Annotated in this window: 18 protein-coding genes; 8 read left to right on the forward strand and 10 right to left on the reverse strand. The window is 70.5% G+C overall.

Annotated features, from left to right (window positions below):
* Positions 1-16: 16 nt before the first annotated feature.
* Both ABIE44_RS08695 and ABIE44_RS08700 read right to left on the reverse strand, forming a co-directional pair.
* Positions 17-466, reverse strand: a complete 450-nt coding sequence (locus tag ABIE44_RS08695) for an ATP-binding protein (RefSeq protein ID WP_209719412.1) — start codon at positions 464-466, stop codon at positions 17-19.
* Between the two features lie 84 nt (positions 467-550).
* Positions 551-1336: a glycerophosphodiester phosphodiesterase family protein gene (locus ABIE44_RS08700; protein ID WP_209719409.1), complete on the reverse strand. Its 786-nt coding sequence runs from the start codon at positions 1334-1336 to the stop codon at positions 551-553.
* A 36-nt stretch (positions 1337-1372) separates the two neighbouring features.
* Between ABIE44_RS08700 and ABIE44_RS08705 the strand changes: the two genes are divergently transcribed.
* Entirely contained in the window at positions 1373-2863 is a 1491-nt protein-coding gene (locus tag ABIE44_RS08705; protein WP_209719406.1) for an SDR family NAD(P)-dependent oxidoreductase, read from the forward strand.
* 45 nt (positions 2864-2908) lie between these two features.
* Here the strand turns inward: ABIE44_RS08705 and ABIE44_RS08710 are convergent, their stop codons facing one another.
* The 4 genes from ABIE44_RS08710 to ABIE44_RS08725 are packed head-to-tail and all read right to left on the reverse strand — an operon-like array spanning position 2909 to position 5642.
* Positions 2909-3490, reverse strand: coding sequence for a 1-acyl-sn-glycerol-3-phosphate acyltransferase (locus tag ABIE44_RS08710; RefSeq protein ID WP_209719403.1), 582 nt, complete (start codon positions 3488-3490; stop codon positions 2909-2911).
* A gap of 36 nt (positions 3491-3526) precedes the next feature.
* Entirely contained in the window at positions 3527-3811 is a 285-nt protein-coding gene (locus ABIE44_RS08715; protein WP_209719399.1) for a transcriptional regulator, read from the reverse strand.
* Between the two features lie 13 nt (positions 3812-3824).
* Positions 3825-4382, reverse strand: coding sequence for a hypothetical protein (locus tag ABIE44_RS08720; RefSeq protein WP_209719396.1), 558 nt, complete (start codon positions 4380-4382; stop codon positions 3825-3827).
* Between the two features lie 45 nt (positions 4383-4427).
* On the reverse strand, positions 4428-5642 hold the full coding sequence (locus ABIE44_RS08725; protein ID WP_209719393.1) for an ATP-binding protein: 1215 nt from the start codon (positions 5640-5642) through the stop codon (positions 4428-4430).
* A 400-nt stretch (positions 5643-6042) separates the two neighbouring features.
* Between ABIE44_RS08725 and ABIE44_RS08730 the strand changes: the two genes are divergently transcribed.
* Genes ABIE44_RS08730 through ABIE44_RS08745 form a run of 4 tightly spaced genes read left to right on the forward strand, consistent with a single transcriptional unit; the run spans position 6043 to position 9652 of the window.
* Positions 6043-7365, forward strand: coding sequence for a hypothetical protein (locus ABIE44_RS08730; RefSeq protein ID WP_209719389.1), 1323 nt, complete (start codon positions 6043-6045; stop codon positions 7363-7365).
* A 41-nt stretch (positions 7366-7406) separates the two neighbouring features.
* Positions 7407-8273, forward strand: a complete 867-nt coding sequence (locus ABIE44_RS08735) for an Fpg/Nei family DNA glycosylase (RefSeq protein WP_209719386.1) — start codon at positions 7407-7409, stop codon at positions 8271-8273.
* Between the two features lie 21 nt (positions 8274-8294).
* Entirely contained in the window at positions 8295-8627 is a 333-nt protein-coding gene (locus tag ABIE44_RS08740) for a rhodanese-like domain-containing protein (protein WP_209719383.1), read from the forward strand.
* A complete protein-coding gene (locus ABIE44_RS08745) occupies positions 8627-9652 on the forward strand; it encodes an NADP-dependent oxidoreductase (RefSeq protein WP_209719380.1) in 1026 nt (341 codons plus the stop codon). Before ABIE44_RS08740 ends, ABIE44_RS08745 begins: the two co-directional genes overlap by 1 nt.
* A gap of 1 nt (position 9653) precedes the next feature.
* Here ABIE44_RS08745 and ABIE44_RS08750 read toward each other — a convergent pair whose 3' ends face one another.
* A complete protein-coding gene (locus ABIE44_RS08750) occupies positions 9654-10115 on the reverse strand; it encodes a MarR family winged helix-turn-helix transcriptional regulator (protein ID WP_209719377.1) in 462 nt (153 codons plus the stop codon).
* Between the two features lie 46 nt (positions 10116-10161).
* On the opposite strand from ABIE44_RS08750, the gene ABIE44_RS08755 reads away from it, so the two are divergent.
* Entirely contained in the window at positions 10162-10530 is a 369-nt protein-coding gene (locus ABIE44_RS08755; protein ID WP_209719374.1) for a hypothetical protein, read from the forward strand.
* Between the two features lie 7 nt (positions 10531-10537).
* On the forward strand, positions 10538-11275 hold the full coding sequence (locus ABIE44_RS08760; RefSeq protein WP_209719372.1) for a hypothetical protein: 738 nt from the start codon (positions 10538-10540) through the stop codon (positions 11273-11275).
* Here the strand turns inward: ABIE44_RS08760 and aat are convergent.
* Complete coding sequence (aat, locus tag ABIE44_RS08765; protein ID WP_209719369.1) at positions 11262-11933, reverse strand: leucyl/phenylalanyl-tRNA--protein transferase; 672 nt, start codon at positions 11931-11933, stop codon at positions 11262-11264. The two genes, ABIE44_RS08760 and aat, sit on opposite strands and share 14 nt — an antisense overlap.
* Before the next feature lie 29 nt (positions 11934-11962).
* On the opposite strand from aat, the gene ABIE44_RS08770 reads away from it, so the two are divergent.
* Entirely contained in the window at positions 11963-12664 is a 702-nt protein-coding gene (locus ABIE44_RS08770) for an EcsC family protein (protein WP_209719366.1), read from the forward strand.
* 19 nt (positions 12665-12683) lie between these two features.
* On the opposite strand, the gene ABIE44_RS08775 is transcribed toward ABIE44_RS08770, so the two are convergent.
* Positions 12684-13583, reverse strand: a complete 900-nt coding sequence (locus ABIE44_RS08775; protein WP_209719363.1) for a hydroxymethylglutaryl-CoA lyase — start codon at positions 13581-13583, stop codon at positions 12684-12686.
* Entirely contained in the window at positions 13580-15580 is a 2001-nt protein-coding gene (locus tag ABIE44_RS08780; protein ID WP_209719360.1) for an ATP-binding protein, read from the reverse strand. The genes ABIE44_RS08775 and ABIE44_RS08780 overlap by 4 nt, the downstream gene beginning before the upstream one ends.
* Between the last annotated feature and the right edge of the window lie 3 nt (positions 15581-15583).

Here is a 15583-nt window from a genome sequence, read left to right on the forward strand (position 1 = left end):
CGAGGTTAGCGAGAGGTCAGAGCGCGTCGTCCAGGGAGGGTTGTCCTGAGCCGTCCATCCGCAGGTGCACGTGCACGGCGTGCACCTGGTTGCTGCGCTCGACGTGCCACCGCACGGCCAGCGCCTCGACGATCGCGAGCCCACGACCCGACTCCGACTCGTTGGTCACGACGCGCAGCGTGGGCGCGGTCGCACCGCCGCCGTCGGCCACGGTGAGGACCAGGTCGCCGCCCTCCTGCCGCCAGCGCACCAGCAAGGTCGCGTTGCGCAGCGGATCGGCGTGCCGGATCGCGTTCGCGACCAGCTCGGTCGCGACGAGGCGGGCATCGTCGATCACCGATTCGGGCGAGCCGTGGTGGCGGAGCCAGCTGACCAGGGCGCGTCGCACCTCGCCCGCGCTCTGGGAGGTGAACGGCAGGCTGAGTGAAACGGGTCCCTGCAGGGGCGCTGCAAGGGAGCAGGACAAACGATTTCCTTCGTCAGGTACTTCGCCTGAGTGCCAGGCGACTTCCCCGACAGTTCCCCGCATCGGAACCGCTGAAACCCGGTTTCAACGATCCAGGTACCGCAACGTCTCGCCCGGTTTGTCCGTGATCACGGCAGAAACGCCGAGCTCGAGGCACAGGTCGATGTCCGCCTGCTTGTTCACGGTCCACACGTGCACCTCGGCTCCCGAGGCCCGCATCCGCTCGATGAGCTCGGGGTGCTTGCGCAGCAGCTTGATCCCCGGTCCCGCGATCCAGTCGTGATCGGCGAACGGCCGCACCCGGACCCAGTCGGACGGGCCGTCCATGAGGAAGACCAGGCGCAGGTCGGGGGCCAGCCGGCGAACGCGGCGCAGGGCGATCCACGAGAAGCTCATGATCCGCGCCGGCGAGTCCTGGCCGGCCCACCCGAACTCGTCGAGCAGCTCGACCAGGCGGCGCTCCACGAGCCCGGCGTACCGGGTCGGGTGCTTGGTCTCGATCGCGAGCTCGACGGGCCGCCGGTACGCCGCCACCGTCTCGAGCAGCCGGCGCATCGTCAGGACCTTCCCGAACTCCGGGTCCAGGTCAGGCGCCTCGTCGTCGAGGTCGGCCCAGGGGTGCTTCCAGGACGCGAAGTCGAGCTGCTCGAGCTCGGAGAGCTCCATCGAGGACACGACCCGCTTCTGGTGGGCGGTGCGCTTCAGGTCGCGGTCGTGCACGCAGACGAGATGGCCGTCCGCGGTGAGCCGCACGTCGCACTCCAGCGCCTCGGCACCTTGGTCGAGCGCGGCGACGTACGCCCCGAGGGTGTGCTCGGCGTTGTCCGCGCTCGCCCCCCGGTGCGCGACCACCTGCGGCCTACCTCCCATGCGAGCCATTGTCGCGCACCGGCATACGATTCGTCGGTGACCGACGCGATCGACCCGGACGACCTGGCGACGACTCTTCGCGTCCTGAGCGACCTGCAGAAGCTCGACCCCGACCACCCCGACGTCCGCACGGTGAAGCGGGCGGCGTCGTACATGTACAAGATGCTGAAGAAGGCCCGGCGGGCCGAGATCCGGCAGGTCCGCATCAAGCACGACCAGGACATCATCGAGAAGACCGCGACCGGGTCGCCGATGCGGATCGACGACGAGACCGCCGGCATCCCGCTGGTCTCGACGGCCCCGGGCGCCTTCGCGGGCGAGCTGATCACCGCGCGCGGCTGCTACATCTGCAAGCAGGACTTCACCCTGGTCGACGCGTTCTACCACTGGCTGTGCCCGACCTGCGCCGCGATGAGCCACGCCAAGCGCGACCAGCGCACCGACCTCACCGGCAAGCGCGCGCTGCTCACCGGTGGTCGCGCGAAGATCGGGATGTACATCGCGCTACGGCTGCTGCGCGACGGCGCGCACACGACCATCACCACCCGGTTCCCCAAGGACGCCGTACGCCGGTTCGCCGCCATGGAGGACTCCGCCGACTGGCTGCACCGCCTGAAGATCGTCGGCATCGACCTGCGGGACCCGACCCAGGTGGTCGCGCTGACCGACGACGTCGCCGCCGACGGCCCGCTCGACATCATCATCAACAACGCCTGCCAGACCGTACGGCGCCTGCCCGGGTCCTACTCGCACCTGATCGAAGGCGAGGTCGCGCCGCTCCCCGAGCTGGACGCGCTTCCCGAGATGGTGACCTTCGACCGGATCTCCGAGGCGCACCCGGCCGCGATCGCGGGAGCGCTCGCCGAGACCGCCGTCGCCCACCACGAGGGCGAGTCGAGCGAGCACGCGCTCGCGGCCCACACCGCGGCGTCGCTGACCGCTCTCGCGCTCAAGGCGGGAGGAGCCTCCCTGGACGCGCACCTCGCCGGGACGGCGATCGACGCGGGTGGCCTCATCCCCGACATCCAGGACAACAACTCCTGGACCCAGGTGCTCGACGAGGTCGACCCGCTGGAGCTGCTCGAGGTCCAGTTCTGCAACTCGATCGCGCCGTTCCTCATCAACTCGCGGCTGCGCCCGGCGATGCGGGCCGCCGTGCAGAACGGCGCGCGCCGTGCGTACATCGTCAACGTCTCGGCGATGGAGGGTCAGTTCGGCGGCCGTCGCTACAAGGGCGCCGGGCACCCGCACACGAACATGGCCAAGGCCGCGCTCAACATGATGACCCGGACCTCGTCGGGCGAGCTGTTCGAGACCGACAAGATCCTGATGACCGCCGTCGACACCGGGTGGATCACCGACGAGCGCCCGCACCACGAGAAGCTCCGGATCGCCGCGGAGGGCTGGCACGCGCCGCTCGACCTGGTCGACGGCGCGGCGCGGGTCTACGACCCGATCGTGCTCGGCGAGGCCGGCGAGGACGTGTACGGCTGCTTCCTGAAGGACTACAAGCCCGCCGCCTGGTGACCCGTGTGCCTGAGCGCGTCACCGGTGACGCGCTGGGCACACGACTTATGCGGATTCCTCGCGCAGCCGCGGCACGGTCCCGTTCTCCGGGACGATGCCGACCTTGTCGGCGTAGAAGGCTCGCACGAGGTCCATGTCGGCCACGATGTCGTCGGTCGGGTGGAAGGTCGGGCCGATGCCGACACTCCTGCTCGGGCCGTCGACGAACCCCAGCGTGATCGGCAGTCCGGTCTGCTGGGCGATCCGGTAGAAGCCGGCCTTCCAGTACTCGCCCTTGCCACGGATGCCCTCGGGCGCGATCGCGAGCAGGAAGTTCGGGTGGCCGTCGGCCTCCTTGAGCAGCGCCCGGATCGTCGCGCCCGGGTTCTCCCGGTCCAACGGGATGCCGCCGGTGCGCCGCAGGATCGAACCCATCGGCCCGGTGAAGTAGGTGTGCTTGATGAGGATGCTCGGCTGGCTGCCGTGGCTCCACGTCATCAACATCGTGACGACCCAGTCCCAGCGCGACGTGTGCGGGGCGCCGACGAGGATGCCTGCCTCCGGCGGAGCCTCGCCGACGAGGTTCCAACGGGTCACCTGCAGGACGCTGCGAGCGATCGCTCGGCGCACCTTCATCGTCTGGGCCATGCCGAAGGGTAGCGGTCGGCCGGGCACCCGGTTCGCCTACAGGTCTCCGATGATCGCCCGCAGCTCGGCGACGTGCGCCGTCAGCGCTTTCCGACCCTTCCCGGTGATCGCGACCCACGTCGTACGACGGCCGGCGAGCGTTCCCTTGCGGCTGCGCGCGTAGCCGACCTCGGCGAGGGCGGCGACGTGCTTGGAGAGCACCGAGTCCGAGACGTCGAGGCCGTCGCGCAGCGTCACGAACTCCACCTCCGAGACGGTCGCGAGCATCGTCATCAGCCTGAGCCGCGCGGGAGCCTGCAGGGTGCGGTCCAGCTCCCCCATCAGCTCTCCCCCATCAGCTCTGGACCACCAGGAGGACTCCGAGGACGACGACCGAGACGGCTGTCAGGCCGAGCATCAGCATCGTCTCGCCGCGGCCGTGCCGGACAGGGTCGGCGCGGTAGGTGCGCATCCACCGCACGCCGCTCACGACGTAGCCGACGCCGCCGAGCAGCGCGCAGATCCCCACCGCCCACCAGAGGTCCTCGAAGGCGGCCCACACGGCAGCTCCGAAGGTGAGCGCGTACACGGTCGAGGCGAGCGACGCCGTACCGAAGACGACCCGGCTGACCAGGCCGCCGAGCCAGACGCCGTTGAGACGGCGGAAGGCGACGAGCTGCAGTGCCCCGACGCCGTAGAACACAGCCACGCCGAGCACGACGACCTGCATCCCGGGACCATCCTGCCGAGCGATCCCGATCGCGCCGGTGACGATCTGGGCGACGATCGCGGCGCCGATCGAGAGGTGGAACAGCGGCGGCAGCACCAGGTCGCCGACCAGCTTGTCGCGCGAGACCTCGGCGTCGCGCAGAGCGGCGGCCGCCTCAGCCGGCGTGGGCCTCGAAGTTTCCATAATGGAAAGTATGGACCTCCACTTTCCACTTTGGCAAGTATGGACTCAGCCGCGCTCGCGCAGGTACTTCCCGAAGTGCGGCACGGTGAACGCGATCCGTCCGCGCTCGCCGGAGTAGATCAACCCCTTCTTCATGAGGGCATCCCGAGCCGGCGAGAGCGACTGCGGCTTCTTGCCGAGCACGGCCGCCACCTCGGCCGTGCTCACGGACTCACCCATCCCGTCCCAAGCGGTGTCGAGCTCGTCCAGCGCGAGTGCCGCGTCGGCCATCGCGCGCAGGTACTCCCGCTCCCCCGGCGTCGCCCTGTCGTAACGGCTTCCGAAGAAACCCACCGCGAGCTCGGCCTCGGCCTCGGGTGCCGCGACGGCCACGTCGGCAGCGGTCACCGGCGAGGTCGGCGCGACGTCCCAGACCGCCTTGCCGTAGGCCTGGATGAAGTAGGGATAGCCGCCGGTCGCGACGTACAGCGCAGCCAGGGCCTCCTCCTCGTACGCCGCGTCCTCCTCGACCGCCGGAGCAGACAGCGCCACGTCGGCGGCGTCGCGCGCCAACCGGTCGATGCGCTGGAACCGGAACAAGCGCTCGGAGTACGACTTGCTCGCCGACAGCACGGCCGGCAGGTGCGGCAGCCCGGCGCCGACCACGATCACCGGCAGCCCTGACTGGCTGATCTCGTGGCACGCGGCACAGAGCGCCGAGACGTCGTCCGGGCCGAGGTCCTGCATCTCGTCGATGAAGACGGCGATGCCCTTGCCGACGTCGGCAGCGAGCCCGCCGACGTCGGTGAACAGCTCGACCAGGTCGATCTCGATGTCTCCGGAGTCGGCCCGCCCCTTCGCCGCCGCCACGTCGATCCCCGGGTTCCACTGGTCGCGCAGCTTGGTCCCGGGAGCCGAGTCGCGCTGGGCGAAGGCCTTGATCACCCCGAGCACCCCGGCGACCTGGTCGGCCTCAGGGTGCCCGAGCTCGCGCACGGCCTGGTGCAGCGCGCTGGAGAGCGGGCGTCGCAGGCTCTGGTCCGGGCGTGCCTCGAGCTTGCCGGTGCCCCAGCCGCGTCGTACGGCGGCGGAGCGGAGCGCGTTGAGCAGCACGGTCTTGCCGACGCCGCGCAGCCCGGTCAGCACCAGCGAGCGCTCGGGCCGGCCCTTGGCGATCCGCTCGAGCACGATGTCGAAGGCGTCGAGCTGCTCCGCGCGACCTGCCAGCTCGGGCGGGCGCTGTCCGGCGCCGGGGGCGTACGGGTTCCGGATCGGGTCCATGATCGGACAGTATCCGGCTATCTAGCAGATACCCTAGATTCGGCTAGCGAAGGCTAGCGCGTGTCACTCCCCGACCGCGAAGCCCAGTCCGGCCGCTCCCAGACCCGGTCGTCGTCCGCTCCCGTTCGCGCCACGGTGTTGTCCAGGGACATCGCCCTCGGACGCGCCGGACCGAACACCATGGCCTAGGTCGTCCGACGCTGCGCGATCCGGTAGCCCAGGGCAAAGCACGCACAACCCCAGGCGACTGCCGCAGCTCCGAGAAAGACGAGAGAAGACATAGCGCGAGCCTAGGTGCGAAATGTCCGTTTCGCCGCCGAATCGCGGACGTCGATTCGCGGTCCCCCGGACCCGCACGTACGATCGCAAGCACGTTGCACCTATCGGGAGATGTCAACGAATGGCCATCAAACTCGCGTCTGACTCGCTGAGCGACGCCGAAGTCACCGACGGAATCGGTCGCGGTGACCTCGAGTCGGCGGCCCGTCTCTGGGTCCGGTACTGGCAGACCGCCCTCTCCGCGGCGCGCCTGTACGTCGATCCGCCGGAGGTCCCCGGCCTGGCCGCCGAGGCGCTCGTCGGGACCGTCTCGCTGATCGCGATCGGTCGCGGTCCGCGCGAGGACGTCGCCTCGTTCGTCAGCTCGGCGGTGCGCGAGCTCGGCGAGGACGACCACCCCCCGATGCTGATGCACGCCGACTCCGAGCACCCCGAGCTCTTCGAGTCCGTCCGGATGACCTCGTCGTTCGCCGACCTGACCGACGAGGACCGCGCGGCCCTGCGTCGTTCCCTCGCGGGCGGCCCGGAAACCGACGACGCGGAGGTCACCCACGCGCTGACCGTCCTGCAGACGACCTTCCTCACCAACCACCTCGACGTCTCGCCGACCCCGGACTGCCGTGCCGCGCACATCGCGATCATGCGGAACACCATGGGTGTCACCAGCGACGGGTTCGCCCGGGAGAACTGGGTGCACCTGAGCAGCTGTGCCTGGTGCACCGAGGCGTTCCACGAGCTCGCGTTCAGCAACGTGGCCCTGGACTCGCTGGTGGCACCCGACGTGCTGCACCACGTCGACACCCCGGCTCCGCTCTTCGTCGAGCCGCCGGTCGAGCTGGTGGTCGAACCCGTCGCGCCCGCCGTGGCGGAGGCGCCGCTGCCTGCCCTCGACTCGGTGATCCTGCAGCCCGCCGAGGCCGCCGTGCTCGAGCCCCCGCCGGAGCCGCTGATCGTCGAGCGTCCCGGCCTGGTCGAGGTCGCGCGCGACGCCCGGCACCGCCTCCTCGCCGTCGGTGCGCTGGCCCTCGGCGTCACGATCGTCGTCGGACTGCTGCTGACGAAGAACCCGGACACCACCTCGCCGGCATCGGCCCAGGCCGGTCCGCAGGCCGCTACGACGTCGCCCGCCCCTGCGACGTCCGGGGACTCCCTCGGCGCGCCCGTCGGACCGAGCGAGACCGTCCCGACCGACGGGGTCTCGGTCGCCGGGCCGCTCGAGATCGCGTCGCCGACCGAGGAGCCCACCGCCGAGGTGGAGAAGACCAAGGCCGCCAAACCGACGCCCAAGCCGTCCGCGAAGCCGACGGTCGATCCCGCCCCCGACCCGGAGCCGTCGGATCCGGCACCGTCCGAGGAACCGCCGGCCTCGGAGCCGCCGCCGAGCCCCTCCCCGACGCCTACGAAGCACTGCAGCGCGCTGGAGCACATCCTCGGCTTCTGCTGAGGGGACCACGCGCAGGCCGGAGCACTCGCTAGGCTCGGTTCATGCCCGAGCTGCCCGAGGTCGAGGCGCTGGCACGGGACCTGAGCCAGCGCCTGAAGGACCGAGCGATCGTCCGTGTCGACATCGCCAACTTCAGCTGCCTCAAGACCTACGACCCGCCCGTGAGCGCACTCGCGGGAGCGATGGTCGAGAGCGTGACCCGCCAGGGCAAGTTCCTGGTCTTCGACGTGGGCGGTACCTACCTGGTGCTGCACCTCGCGCTGGCCGGGTGGGTGCGCTGGAAGGACGAGGTGCCCAAGCTCCCGGCCAAGCCGAACAGCAAGTCCCCGCTGGCCGCTCGGATCGTGCTGGACAACGACAGCGGCCTGGACATCACCGAGGCCGGCACCCGCAAGAGCCTGGCCCTGTACGTCGTCCGCGACCCCGCCGAGGTCGAGGGCATCGCGCGGCTCGGCCCGGACGCCCTGTCCGACGACTTCACCGTCGACGTGCTCGGCCAGGTCCTCGCCGACGCCGGCCGTGCCCAGATCAAGGGCGTGCTGCGCTACCAGTCCAACATCGCCGGCATCGGGAACGCCTACTCCGACGAGATCCTGCACGCCGCGAAGATGTCGCCGTTCAAGCCGGCCAACAGCCTGACGCCCGAGGAGCTCGAGCTCCTGCACGCCACGATCAAGGCCGAGCTCGGGGCCGCGCTGGCCCGGGCCGACGGACTGGCGGCCAGCGAGCTCAAGGGCGAGAAGAAGTCGAACATGCGGGTGCACGGTCGCACTGGTGAGAAGTGCCCCGTCTGCGGCGACGTGGTGCGGGAAGTCTCCTTCGCCGACCGGAGCCTGCAGTACTGCGCCACCTGCCAGACCGGCGGCAAGCCGCTGGCCGACCGACGGATGTCGAAGCTGCTCAAGTAGCCGCTGACGTAGGTTTGCCCCATGAGCATCCCCACGATCACGATCGACCAGGTCCCCGCCGACCTCCCCGCAGGCGTCACCCTGATCGACGTGCGCGAGCCGGTCGAGTGGGCCCACGGCCACGCTCCCGACGCCGTGCACATCCCGATGAACGAGATCCCCGAGCGGATCGCCGAGATCCCGCAGGACGGCCAGGTCCTGGTGGTCTGCAAGGTCGGCGGGCGTTCGGGGCAGGTCGTCGGCTACCTGGTGCAGAACGGCTACGACGCGGTCAACATCGACGGTGGCATGCTCGAGTGGCAGGCAGCCGGCCGCCCGATGGTCGCCGACGCCGGCGAGCCGACGGTCTTCTAGTGCCCCGGACCCAGCGACAGATCGTCCTGCGACGCCGTCCCGAGGGTCTTGTCGTCCCCGACGACACCGAGCTGGTCAGCGTCCCCGTGCCGGAGCCGGCCGACGGGGAGGCCCTCGTGCGGATCACCTACGTCGGGGTGGACGCCGCCGCGCGCACCTGGCTCGACGACCAGCCCGGTTACCTCCCGCCGGTGCAGATCGGGGAGGTCGTGCGCGCCGCCGGGATCGGCGTCGTCGAGGAGTCGCGCTGCGACGCGTACGCCGTCGGTGACGTGGTCACCATGCTCGCCGGTTTCAGCGAGTACACGATCGTGCGCGACGACCTCTTCTGTACGCCGGTGGACCCGGAGTACGTCGCCGACCACCAGGCCGTGCTCTCGCTCTACGGTCCGACCGGCGCCACGGCGTACTTCGGCATGCACGGCGTCGGCAAGCCGCAGGCCGGCCAGACGGTCGTGGTCTCGGCCGCCGCCGGCGCGACCGGATCGGTCGCGGGCCAGATTGCGAAGATCGCCGGCGCCCGGGTCGTCGGCATCGCCGGCGGACCGGAGAAGTGCCGAGCGGTCGTCGAGGACTTCGGCTTCGACGCGTGCATCGACTACCGAGCCGCCCAGGGCGGGCAGGGCTTGGACGCAGCACTCAAGGAGCACTGCCCGGCTGGCGTCGACGTCTACTTCGACAACGTCGGGGGCGAGATCCTCGATGCTGTGCTCGGCCGGCTGGCGCACAACGCCCGCGTGGTCCTGTGCGGCGTGATCTCCAGCTACCTCACCGGCGAGCACCCTGGCCCGTCGAACTACGTCAACCTGCTGGCGAAGACCGCGACGATGCAGGGCTTCAACGCGCTCAACGAGTGGGAGCACTTCGACGAGGCGTTCGCCGCGCTGCGTCGCTGGGACCTGGAGGGGAAGCTGGTGCACCGCGAGACCGTGTACGACGGGCTCGAGTCGTGCGTCGACGCTCTCAACGGCATCTTCACCGGGACCAACACCGGCAAGATGATGGTGAAGATCTCCGAGCCCTGAGTCAGGTCTCACTCCCCCGGAAACCCGGGTGCGCCAGTCCGCCCAGGCCGCGGGCCTCGGCAAGCTTGCCCAGCAGGGCGACCAGCTCCCGCTTCTCCTCAGCGGTGAGACCCGCGCCGATCGCGCGGTCGTGCTCGACCACCGTCGCCATCACGGCGTCGAGCTTCGACCTCGCAGCGGGCGACAGGTGCAGCTCGTGGTGGCGACGGTCGATCTCGCTCCGCCGCCGCTCCACCAGTCCGCGAGCGCCGAGCTCGTCCAGGAGCTTCACCACCCGGCTGGGCACGGCTCCGATCACCTCGGCGAGCTCCTGCTGGTTGATCCCGGGCCGGACGGCGAGCGTCCTCAACACTCCCACGTGGGCGGGCGTGAGACCGAGAGGCTCCAGCCGGCGGGCGAACTCACCTGCCACGTGACTGCCCAGCTGGGACAGCAGCAGGGCGAGGCTGGACGGTCGGGACACGACGCACAGTTTGGCACGACGCGTCAGTCATGTAATAGTTCACACTATGAACGAATATGCCCATCGAGCCCTTCTGACGGCTGCGCTGGCGTTCGGCGCCCTGGGGATCTCCCTCCTGTGGGCTGGTGGCGTCGAGTTCCCGATCGTCGTTCCCCCCGGCCTGGTGATCCTCACCGTCGGGGCCGTCGTCGTGAGCGCGGTGCGTCGTCGTTGGACCGCGTGGCTCGGCTGCGTCCTCGGCGTCTTCGTCCTCGTCGGCTTCGTGGTCTCGGGCATCAACGGCGAGGGCTTCGAGAACCTCGTCGGCGACCACGGCACCACGATCGCGGTCGGTCAGGTGGTCCAGCTGATCGGCGTCGGTGCGGCGGCCGCCCTGGGCGCCACCCTCGGACTGCGCAGCCCGGCTCGGGACTGAACCGACCATGACGGAACGGAGCAACCGCCTGTTGCTCGGCATCGCCGGACTGCTCGTCGTCTCCGGACTTGTCCACCTCGGTGTCTTCGCTCTCGACGACCGACCGTGGGGCGGACCGGTCTCCTGGCGCAAGCCGTTCACCTTCGGCCTGTCCTTCGGTGTCACGCTGGCCGCCGTCGTCTGGCTCGCCCGGCGGCTGGACGTGCCGGGGCGCTCGACGCTCCTGTGGGTGTTCGCGATCGACTGCGTCGTCGAGGTCGGCGGAATCACGCTGCAGGCCTGGCGCCACCAACCGTCCCACCTGAACACATCGACGCCGCTCAACACGGCGGTCGCGATGTCGCTGGCCGTAGGCGGCGGTGTCCTGATCCTCGTGCTCGGGATCTTCGCCGTCGCTGCGGTACGGGGGCGAACGACGGGCGGCCCGAGCACGGAGGCCGCCTACCGCGCAGGCTTCGCGCTCCTGATCGTGGGGCTGCTGTCAGGAGCAGCGATGATCGCGCGCGGGTCGATCGCCCGCGCCGACGCCAACACCGCCGACGTGGTGTACCGGGTCACGGGGTTCGTGAAGGACTTCCACGGTGTCACGCTCCACGGGGTCCTGGTGCTTCCGGCGATCGACTGGATCCTCGAGCGTCTCGGCACCGAACCCGCTCGACGCCTGACCTTGGTCCGCTCTGCCACCACTGCCTACGTCCTGGTCGCCCTCGGCGTCCTGGCGCTCGATCTGGTCAGGGCGTTCTGAACGCTGCCGGCAGCGGCAGTGCGAGGGCGGAGTTCAGACGCTCGAAGTACTCCGCGCGCGGAATCTCCTCCACGCCCAGCGTCGCGAGGTGGTCGGTCTGCCACTGGGTGTCGAGCACCCGCACCCCGGCGTGCTCGTCGGTGAGCAGCTCGACGAGGTGCACCAGCGCGACCTTGGACGCGTCGGTGGCACGGGAGAACATCGACTCCCCGGCGAAGAGGCCGTTGATCGCCAGCCCGTAGAGCCCGCCGACGAGCTCGCCGTCGAGCCAGGTCTCCACCGAGTGCGCCCAGCCCATCGCGTGCAGCTGCAGGTACGCCGCCGTGATCTGCTCGTCGATCCAGACCCCGTCGCGGCCCGGGTCGGCGCAGCCGGCGAGGACGTCGGCGAACGCCTGGTTGGAAGTGACCGTGTACTTCTTCCGCGACTTGCGCAGCGACCGGGACACGACGAGCCCGTCCAACGGCAGCACTCCGCGCCACTCGGGCGACCACCAGCCGATCTCCGAACCCGCCTCGACCGGCATCGGAAAGAGCCCGCCCCGGTACGCCGCCAGCACGGTCGAAGGGGCCAGGTCGCCGCCGATGGCGATCAGGTCGCCGGCACGCGGGCCGGGCACCGGCAGCTGCCAGTGGGTGGGTCCGGGGTCGATCGGCATGCAGACATGATCCCCCTAGGCTGGAACCCATGAGCACCGCCAAGAAGATCGGGGCCGTCCTGGCCCCGAAGATCCCCCAGCTCGCGCCGAACCTGTCGGCCGCCTTCGTGCACCAGGCCCTGGACAAGGCCATCGTCGGCGTCGGTCCGCTGCCCAGCGCAGCCTCGGCGGCGGACAAGCAGCTGGCTGAGAACGACGGCGACCTCGAACGTGGCACCCACGACGTCATCGAGAACCACGTCCGGTACGCCGGGCTCCAGGGCTTCGTCACCAACATCGGCGGCCTGGTGACGATGGCGTTCACCGTCCCCACGAACATCACCGGCCTGGCGCTCATCCAGTGCCGGATGGTCGCCGGCATCGTGCACCTGCGCGGCTACGACCTCGCCGACCCGCGCACCCGAGCAGCGATCCTGACCTGTCTGCTCGGTGAGGACCGGATCACCAAGCTGGTCAAGGACCGCACCCTGCCCGGCACGCCGATGGAGCTGGCCAGCGCGCAGGTGTTCGACTCCTCGCTCAACGCGCTGCTCGCCAACGAGGTCGCCGCCGAGCTGATCACCCGCGCCGCGGGCAAGCGCCTCGCCACCACCGTCGGACGCCGGGTGCCGGTCGTCGGCGGAGTGGTCGGTGCCGGCACCGACGCGTACGTCACCTGGAAGATCGGTCGGTACGTCGACCGCGAGTTCCTGCCGCGCAGCCCCGGCGGCAAGCGCAAGAAGCGGAAGTAGCCCGCTCAGCCGCTCCTGCTCAGCTCAGCGCCGTCACCACGCGGGACACGCTCGGCTTCCCGAGAACGCCCGCCATCCAGGTGCTCGTCGCAACAAGAGCATCCAGGTCGACCCCCGTCTCCACCCCGAGTCCGCGGAACATCCAGACGAGGTCCTCGGTCGCGAGGTTCCCGGTCGCCGACTCGGCGTACGGGCAGCCACCGAGGCCGCCGGCGCTGGCGTCGAAGGTCCGGATGCCGTGCTGGTACGCCGCGTACGCGTTCGCAAGTGCCTGGCCGTAGGTGTCGTGGAAGTGCACCGCGAGCACGTCGTCGGGCAGACCGGCGGCGTTGAAGACGTCCAGCAGCGTGCCGACCTGGCCGGCCGTGCCGACGCCGATGGTGTCGCCCAGGGAGAGCTCGCTCGCGCCGAGGTCGAAGAGCCGCTTGCCGACGCCGACGACCTGGTCGACCGGGACGGCTCCCTCCCACGGGTCTCCGAAGCACATCGACACGTACGCGCGAACGTCCATGCCCGCCGCGCGGGCACGGGTGACCGTCGGCTCGAACATCGCGAACTGCTCGTCGAGACTGCGGTTGAGGTTCTTCTGCGCGAACGTCTCGGTGGCGCTGCCGAAGATCGCGATGTGCTCCAGCCCCAGCTCGAGTGCCCGGTCGAGTCCGCGCTCGTTCGGCACGAGCACCGGCAGGTGCCGACCGTCCTCTCCGAGGAGCTCCATCAGGTCACCGGCGTCGGCGAGCTGGGGGACCCACCGCGGGTGCACGAACGAGGTGGCCTCGACGACCGGAAGGCCGGCCGCGAGCAGGCGGCCGATGAACTCGGCCTTCGCCTCGACCGGCACGATGCCCTTCTCGTTCTGGAGGCCGTCGCGCGCGCCGACCTCGTAGATCGTGACGTCCCTGGTCTGGTCGTCGGTCACTGCGCGTCTCCTGACGTCTCGGCAGGCTCGACGACCGCGGGTGCAGGCTCGACGATTGAGGACTCAGGCTCGACGACCGCGACCGTGAAGATCTCCTGCTTGAGCTGGACCTGACCGCCGACGCTCGCGCCGACCGCGGTGACGGCTCCGTCGAAGGGCGCCGTCAACGCCAGCTCCATCTTCATCGCCTCGACCACGCCGAGCCGCTGCCCGGCGACGACGGTGTCCCCGACCGCCACGTCCACCGCGAGCACGGTGCCCGGCATCGGGGAGAGAACCGACCCGTCACCGGGCCCCGACCCCGCACCGGGTGCGAACGGGTCGGGCCGCAGGAAGGTGAAGGTGTTGCCGAGGAAGACCACGTCCACCTCGCGCGGACGCACCCGGACCGCAGCCTCCCGGATCCGCCCCTCGATCTCGAGGGTGAGGAAGCCGTCCTCCCGCGAGACCAGACGGGTGGGGACGTCGCCGTACGGGCCGACGACCCGCTTCCACGACGCCGTCCACCGGGTCTCCTCGCCGTCGACGACCAACCCGATCGTGGCCGGGGCCGCCGGACCGGAGAGCCGCCAGCCGTCCGCGGTGCCGAACGGGTGCCCGGGCCGCAGGCCGATCTCGTGGTCGGCGATCGCCCAGACCGCGAACACCGCGGCGACCCTCGCGCCGGACGGGGTGATCTCGTCCGGGTTGCGGTCGAGCCATGCGGTGTCGATCTCGCAGTCCCGGAACGCGGGGCTCGCTGCCAGCGCCCGGACGAAGCCGACGTTGGTCGTCAGGCCGAGGATCGTCGTGCCGTCGAGCGCGCCGACCAGCTGGCGTCGGGCCGCTGCGCGGTCGGGTCCGTGCGCGATCACCTTGCCGAGCATCGGGTCGTAGGAGCTGCTGACGACCTGGCCCGACACGAGCGCCACGTCGTTGCGGGCGCGCGGCGACCAGCGCACGAGCTCGGCCGTGCCCGCCTGCGGGAGGAAGCCGTTGAACGCATCCTCGGCGTACACCCTGGCCTCGATGGCGTGGCCGGTGACGGTCACGTCGTCCTGGGTCAGCGGGAGCCGTTCCCCCATGGCGACCTTGAGCTGGAGCTCGACGAGGTCGAGGCCGGTGATGGCCTCGGTGACGGGGTGCTCGACCTGGAGGCGGGTGTTCATCTCCAGGAAGTACGCCTCGTCCGCAACGTCGTCGACGAGGAACTCCACCGTGCCGGCGTTCACGTAGCCGACGTGCTTCGACAGCGCGACCGAGGACTCGGTCAGCAGGGTGCGCATGGCGGCACTGATCGTCGGCGCCGGCGCCTCCTCAAGGACCTTCTGGTGCCGCCGTTGGGTGGAGCAGTCGCGCTCGTAGAAGTGCAGCACGTTGCCGTGGTCGTCACCCATCACCTGCACCTCGATGTGCCGACCGCGCGCGACGTACTTCTCGATGAGGATGGTGTCGTCGCCGAAGGCACTGGCGGCCTCCCGCTTCGCGGCGGCGATCGCCGCGTCCAGGTCGGCCGCGTCGTGGACGATCCGCATGCCCTTCCCGCCACCACCGGCAGCAGCCTTGACCAGCACCGGGAACGAGACGTCGGAGGCACCCGGGACGAACTCGGGGACCACCGGGACCCCGGACGCGATCGCGATCTCCCGGGCGTGGTCCTTGCGGCCCATCCGCTCCATCACGTCACCCGACGGACCGACGAACACGAGACCGGCGTCGACGACCGCCCGGGCGAACTCGGCCCTCTCGGAGAGGAAGCCGTAGCCCGGGTGGATCGCCTCGGCACCGGTGTCCGCGGCCGCCTGGAGGATCGCCGGGACCGACAGGTAGGACTCGGTCGCGACGGTGGGACCGATGAGGACCGCGGCGTCGGCGTACGCGACGTGCGGCGCCTGGCGATCGGCCTCGGAGTAGACGGCGACGGTGCGCAGGCCCATCGCGCGGGCGGTGCGCATGACGCGGATCGCGATCTCGCCGCGGTTGGCGACGAGCAGGGTGCCGAAGGGACGTCCAGTCATCGT

This window comes from Marmoricola sp. OAE513 (genome assembly GCF_040546585.1).
Classification (GTDB): domain Bacteria; phylum Actinomycetota; class Actinomycetes; order Propionibacteriales; family Nocardioidaceae; genus Marmoricola.

Bases quoted from the DNA above. Each gene is read 5' to 3' on its own strand.
- ABIE44_RS08700 (WP_209719409.1), bottom strand. From the start codon at position 1,336: ATGGGAGGTAGGCCGCAGGTGGTCGCGCACCGGGGGGCGAGCGCGGAC.
- ABIE44_RS08710 (WP_209719403.1), bottom strand. From the start codon at position 3,490: ATGGCCCAGACGATGAAGGTGCGCCGAGCGATCGCTCGCAGCGTCCTG.
- ABIE44_RS08715 (WP_209719399.1), bottom strand. From the start codon at position 3,811: ATGGGGGAGCTGGACCGCACCCTGCAGGCTCCCGCGCGGCTCAGGCTG.
- ABIE44_RS08720 (WP_209719396.1), bottom strand. From the start codon at position 4,382: ATGGAAACTTCGAGGCCCACGCCGGCTGAGGCGGCCGCCGCTCTGCGC.
- ABIE44_RS08725 (WP_209719393.1), bottom strand. From the start codon at position 5,642: ATGGACCCGATCCGGAACCCGTACGCCCCCGGCGCCGGACAGCGCCCG.
- ABIE44_RS08730 (WP_209719389.1), top strand. From the start codon at position 6,043: ATGGCCATCAAACTCGCGTCTGACTCGCTGAGCGACGCCGAAGTCACC.
- ABIE44_RS08735 (WP_209719386.1), top strand. From the start codon at position 7,407: ATGCCCGAGCTGCCCGAGGTCGAGGCGCTGGCACGGGACCTGAGCCAG.
- ABIE44_RS08740 (WP_209719383.1), top strand. From the start codon at position 8,295: ATGAGCATCCCCACGATCACGATCGACCAGGTCCCCGCCGACCTCCCC.
- ABIE44_RS08755 (WP_209719374.1), top strand. From the start codon at position 10,162: ATGAACGAATATGCCCATCGAGCCCTTCTGACGGCTGCGCTGGCGTTC.
- ABIE44_RS08760 (WP_209719372.1), top strand. From the start codon at position 10,538: ATGACGGAACGGAGCAACCGCCTGTTGCTCGGCATCGCCGGACTGCTC.
- aat (WP_209719369.1), bottom strand. From the start codon at position 11,933: ATGCCGATCGACCCCGGACCCACCCACTGGCAGCTGCCGGTGCCCGGC.
- ABIE44_RS08770 (WP_209719366.1), top strand. From the start codon at position 11,963: ATGAGCACCGCCAAGAAGATCGGGGCCGTCCTGGCCCCGAAGATCCCC.
- ABIE44_RS08780 (WP_209719360.1), bottom strand. From the start codon at position 15,580: ATGACTGGACGTCCCTTCGGCACCCTGCTCGTCGCCAACCGCGGCGAG.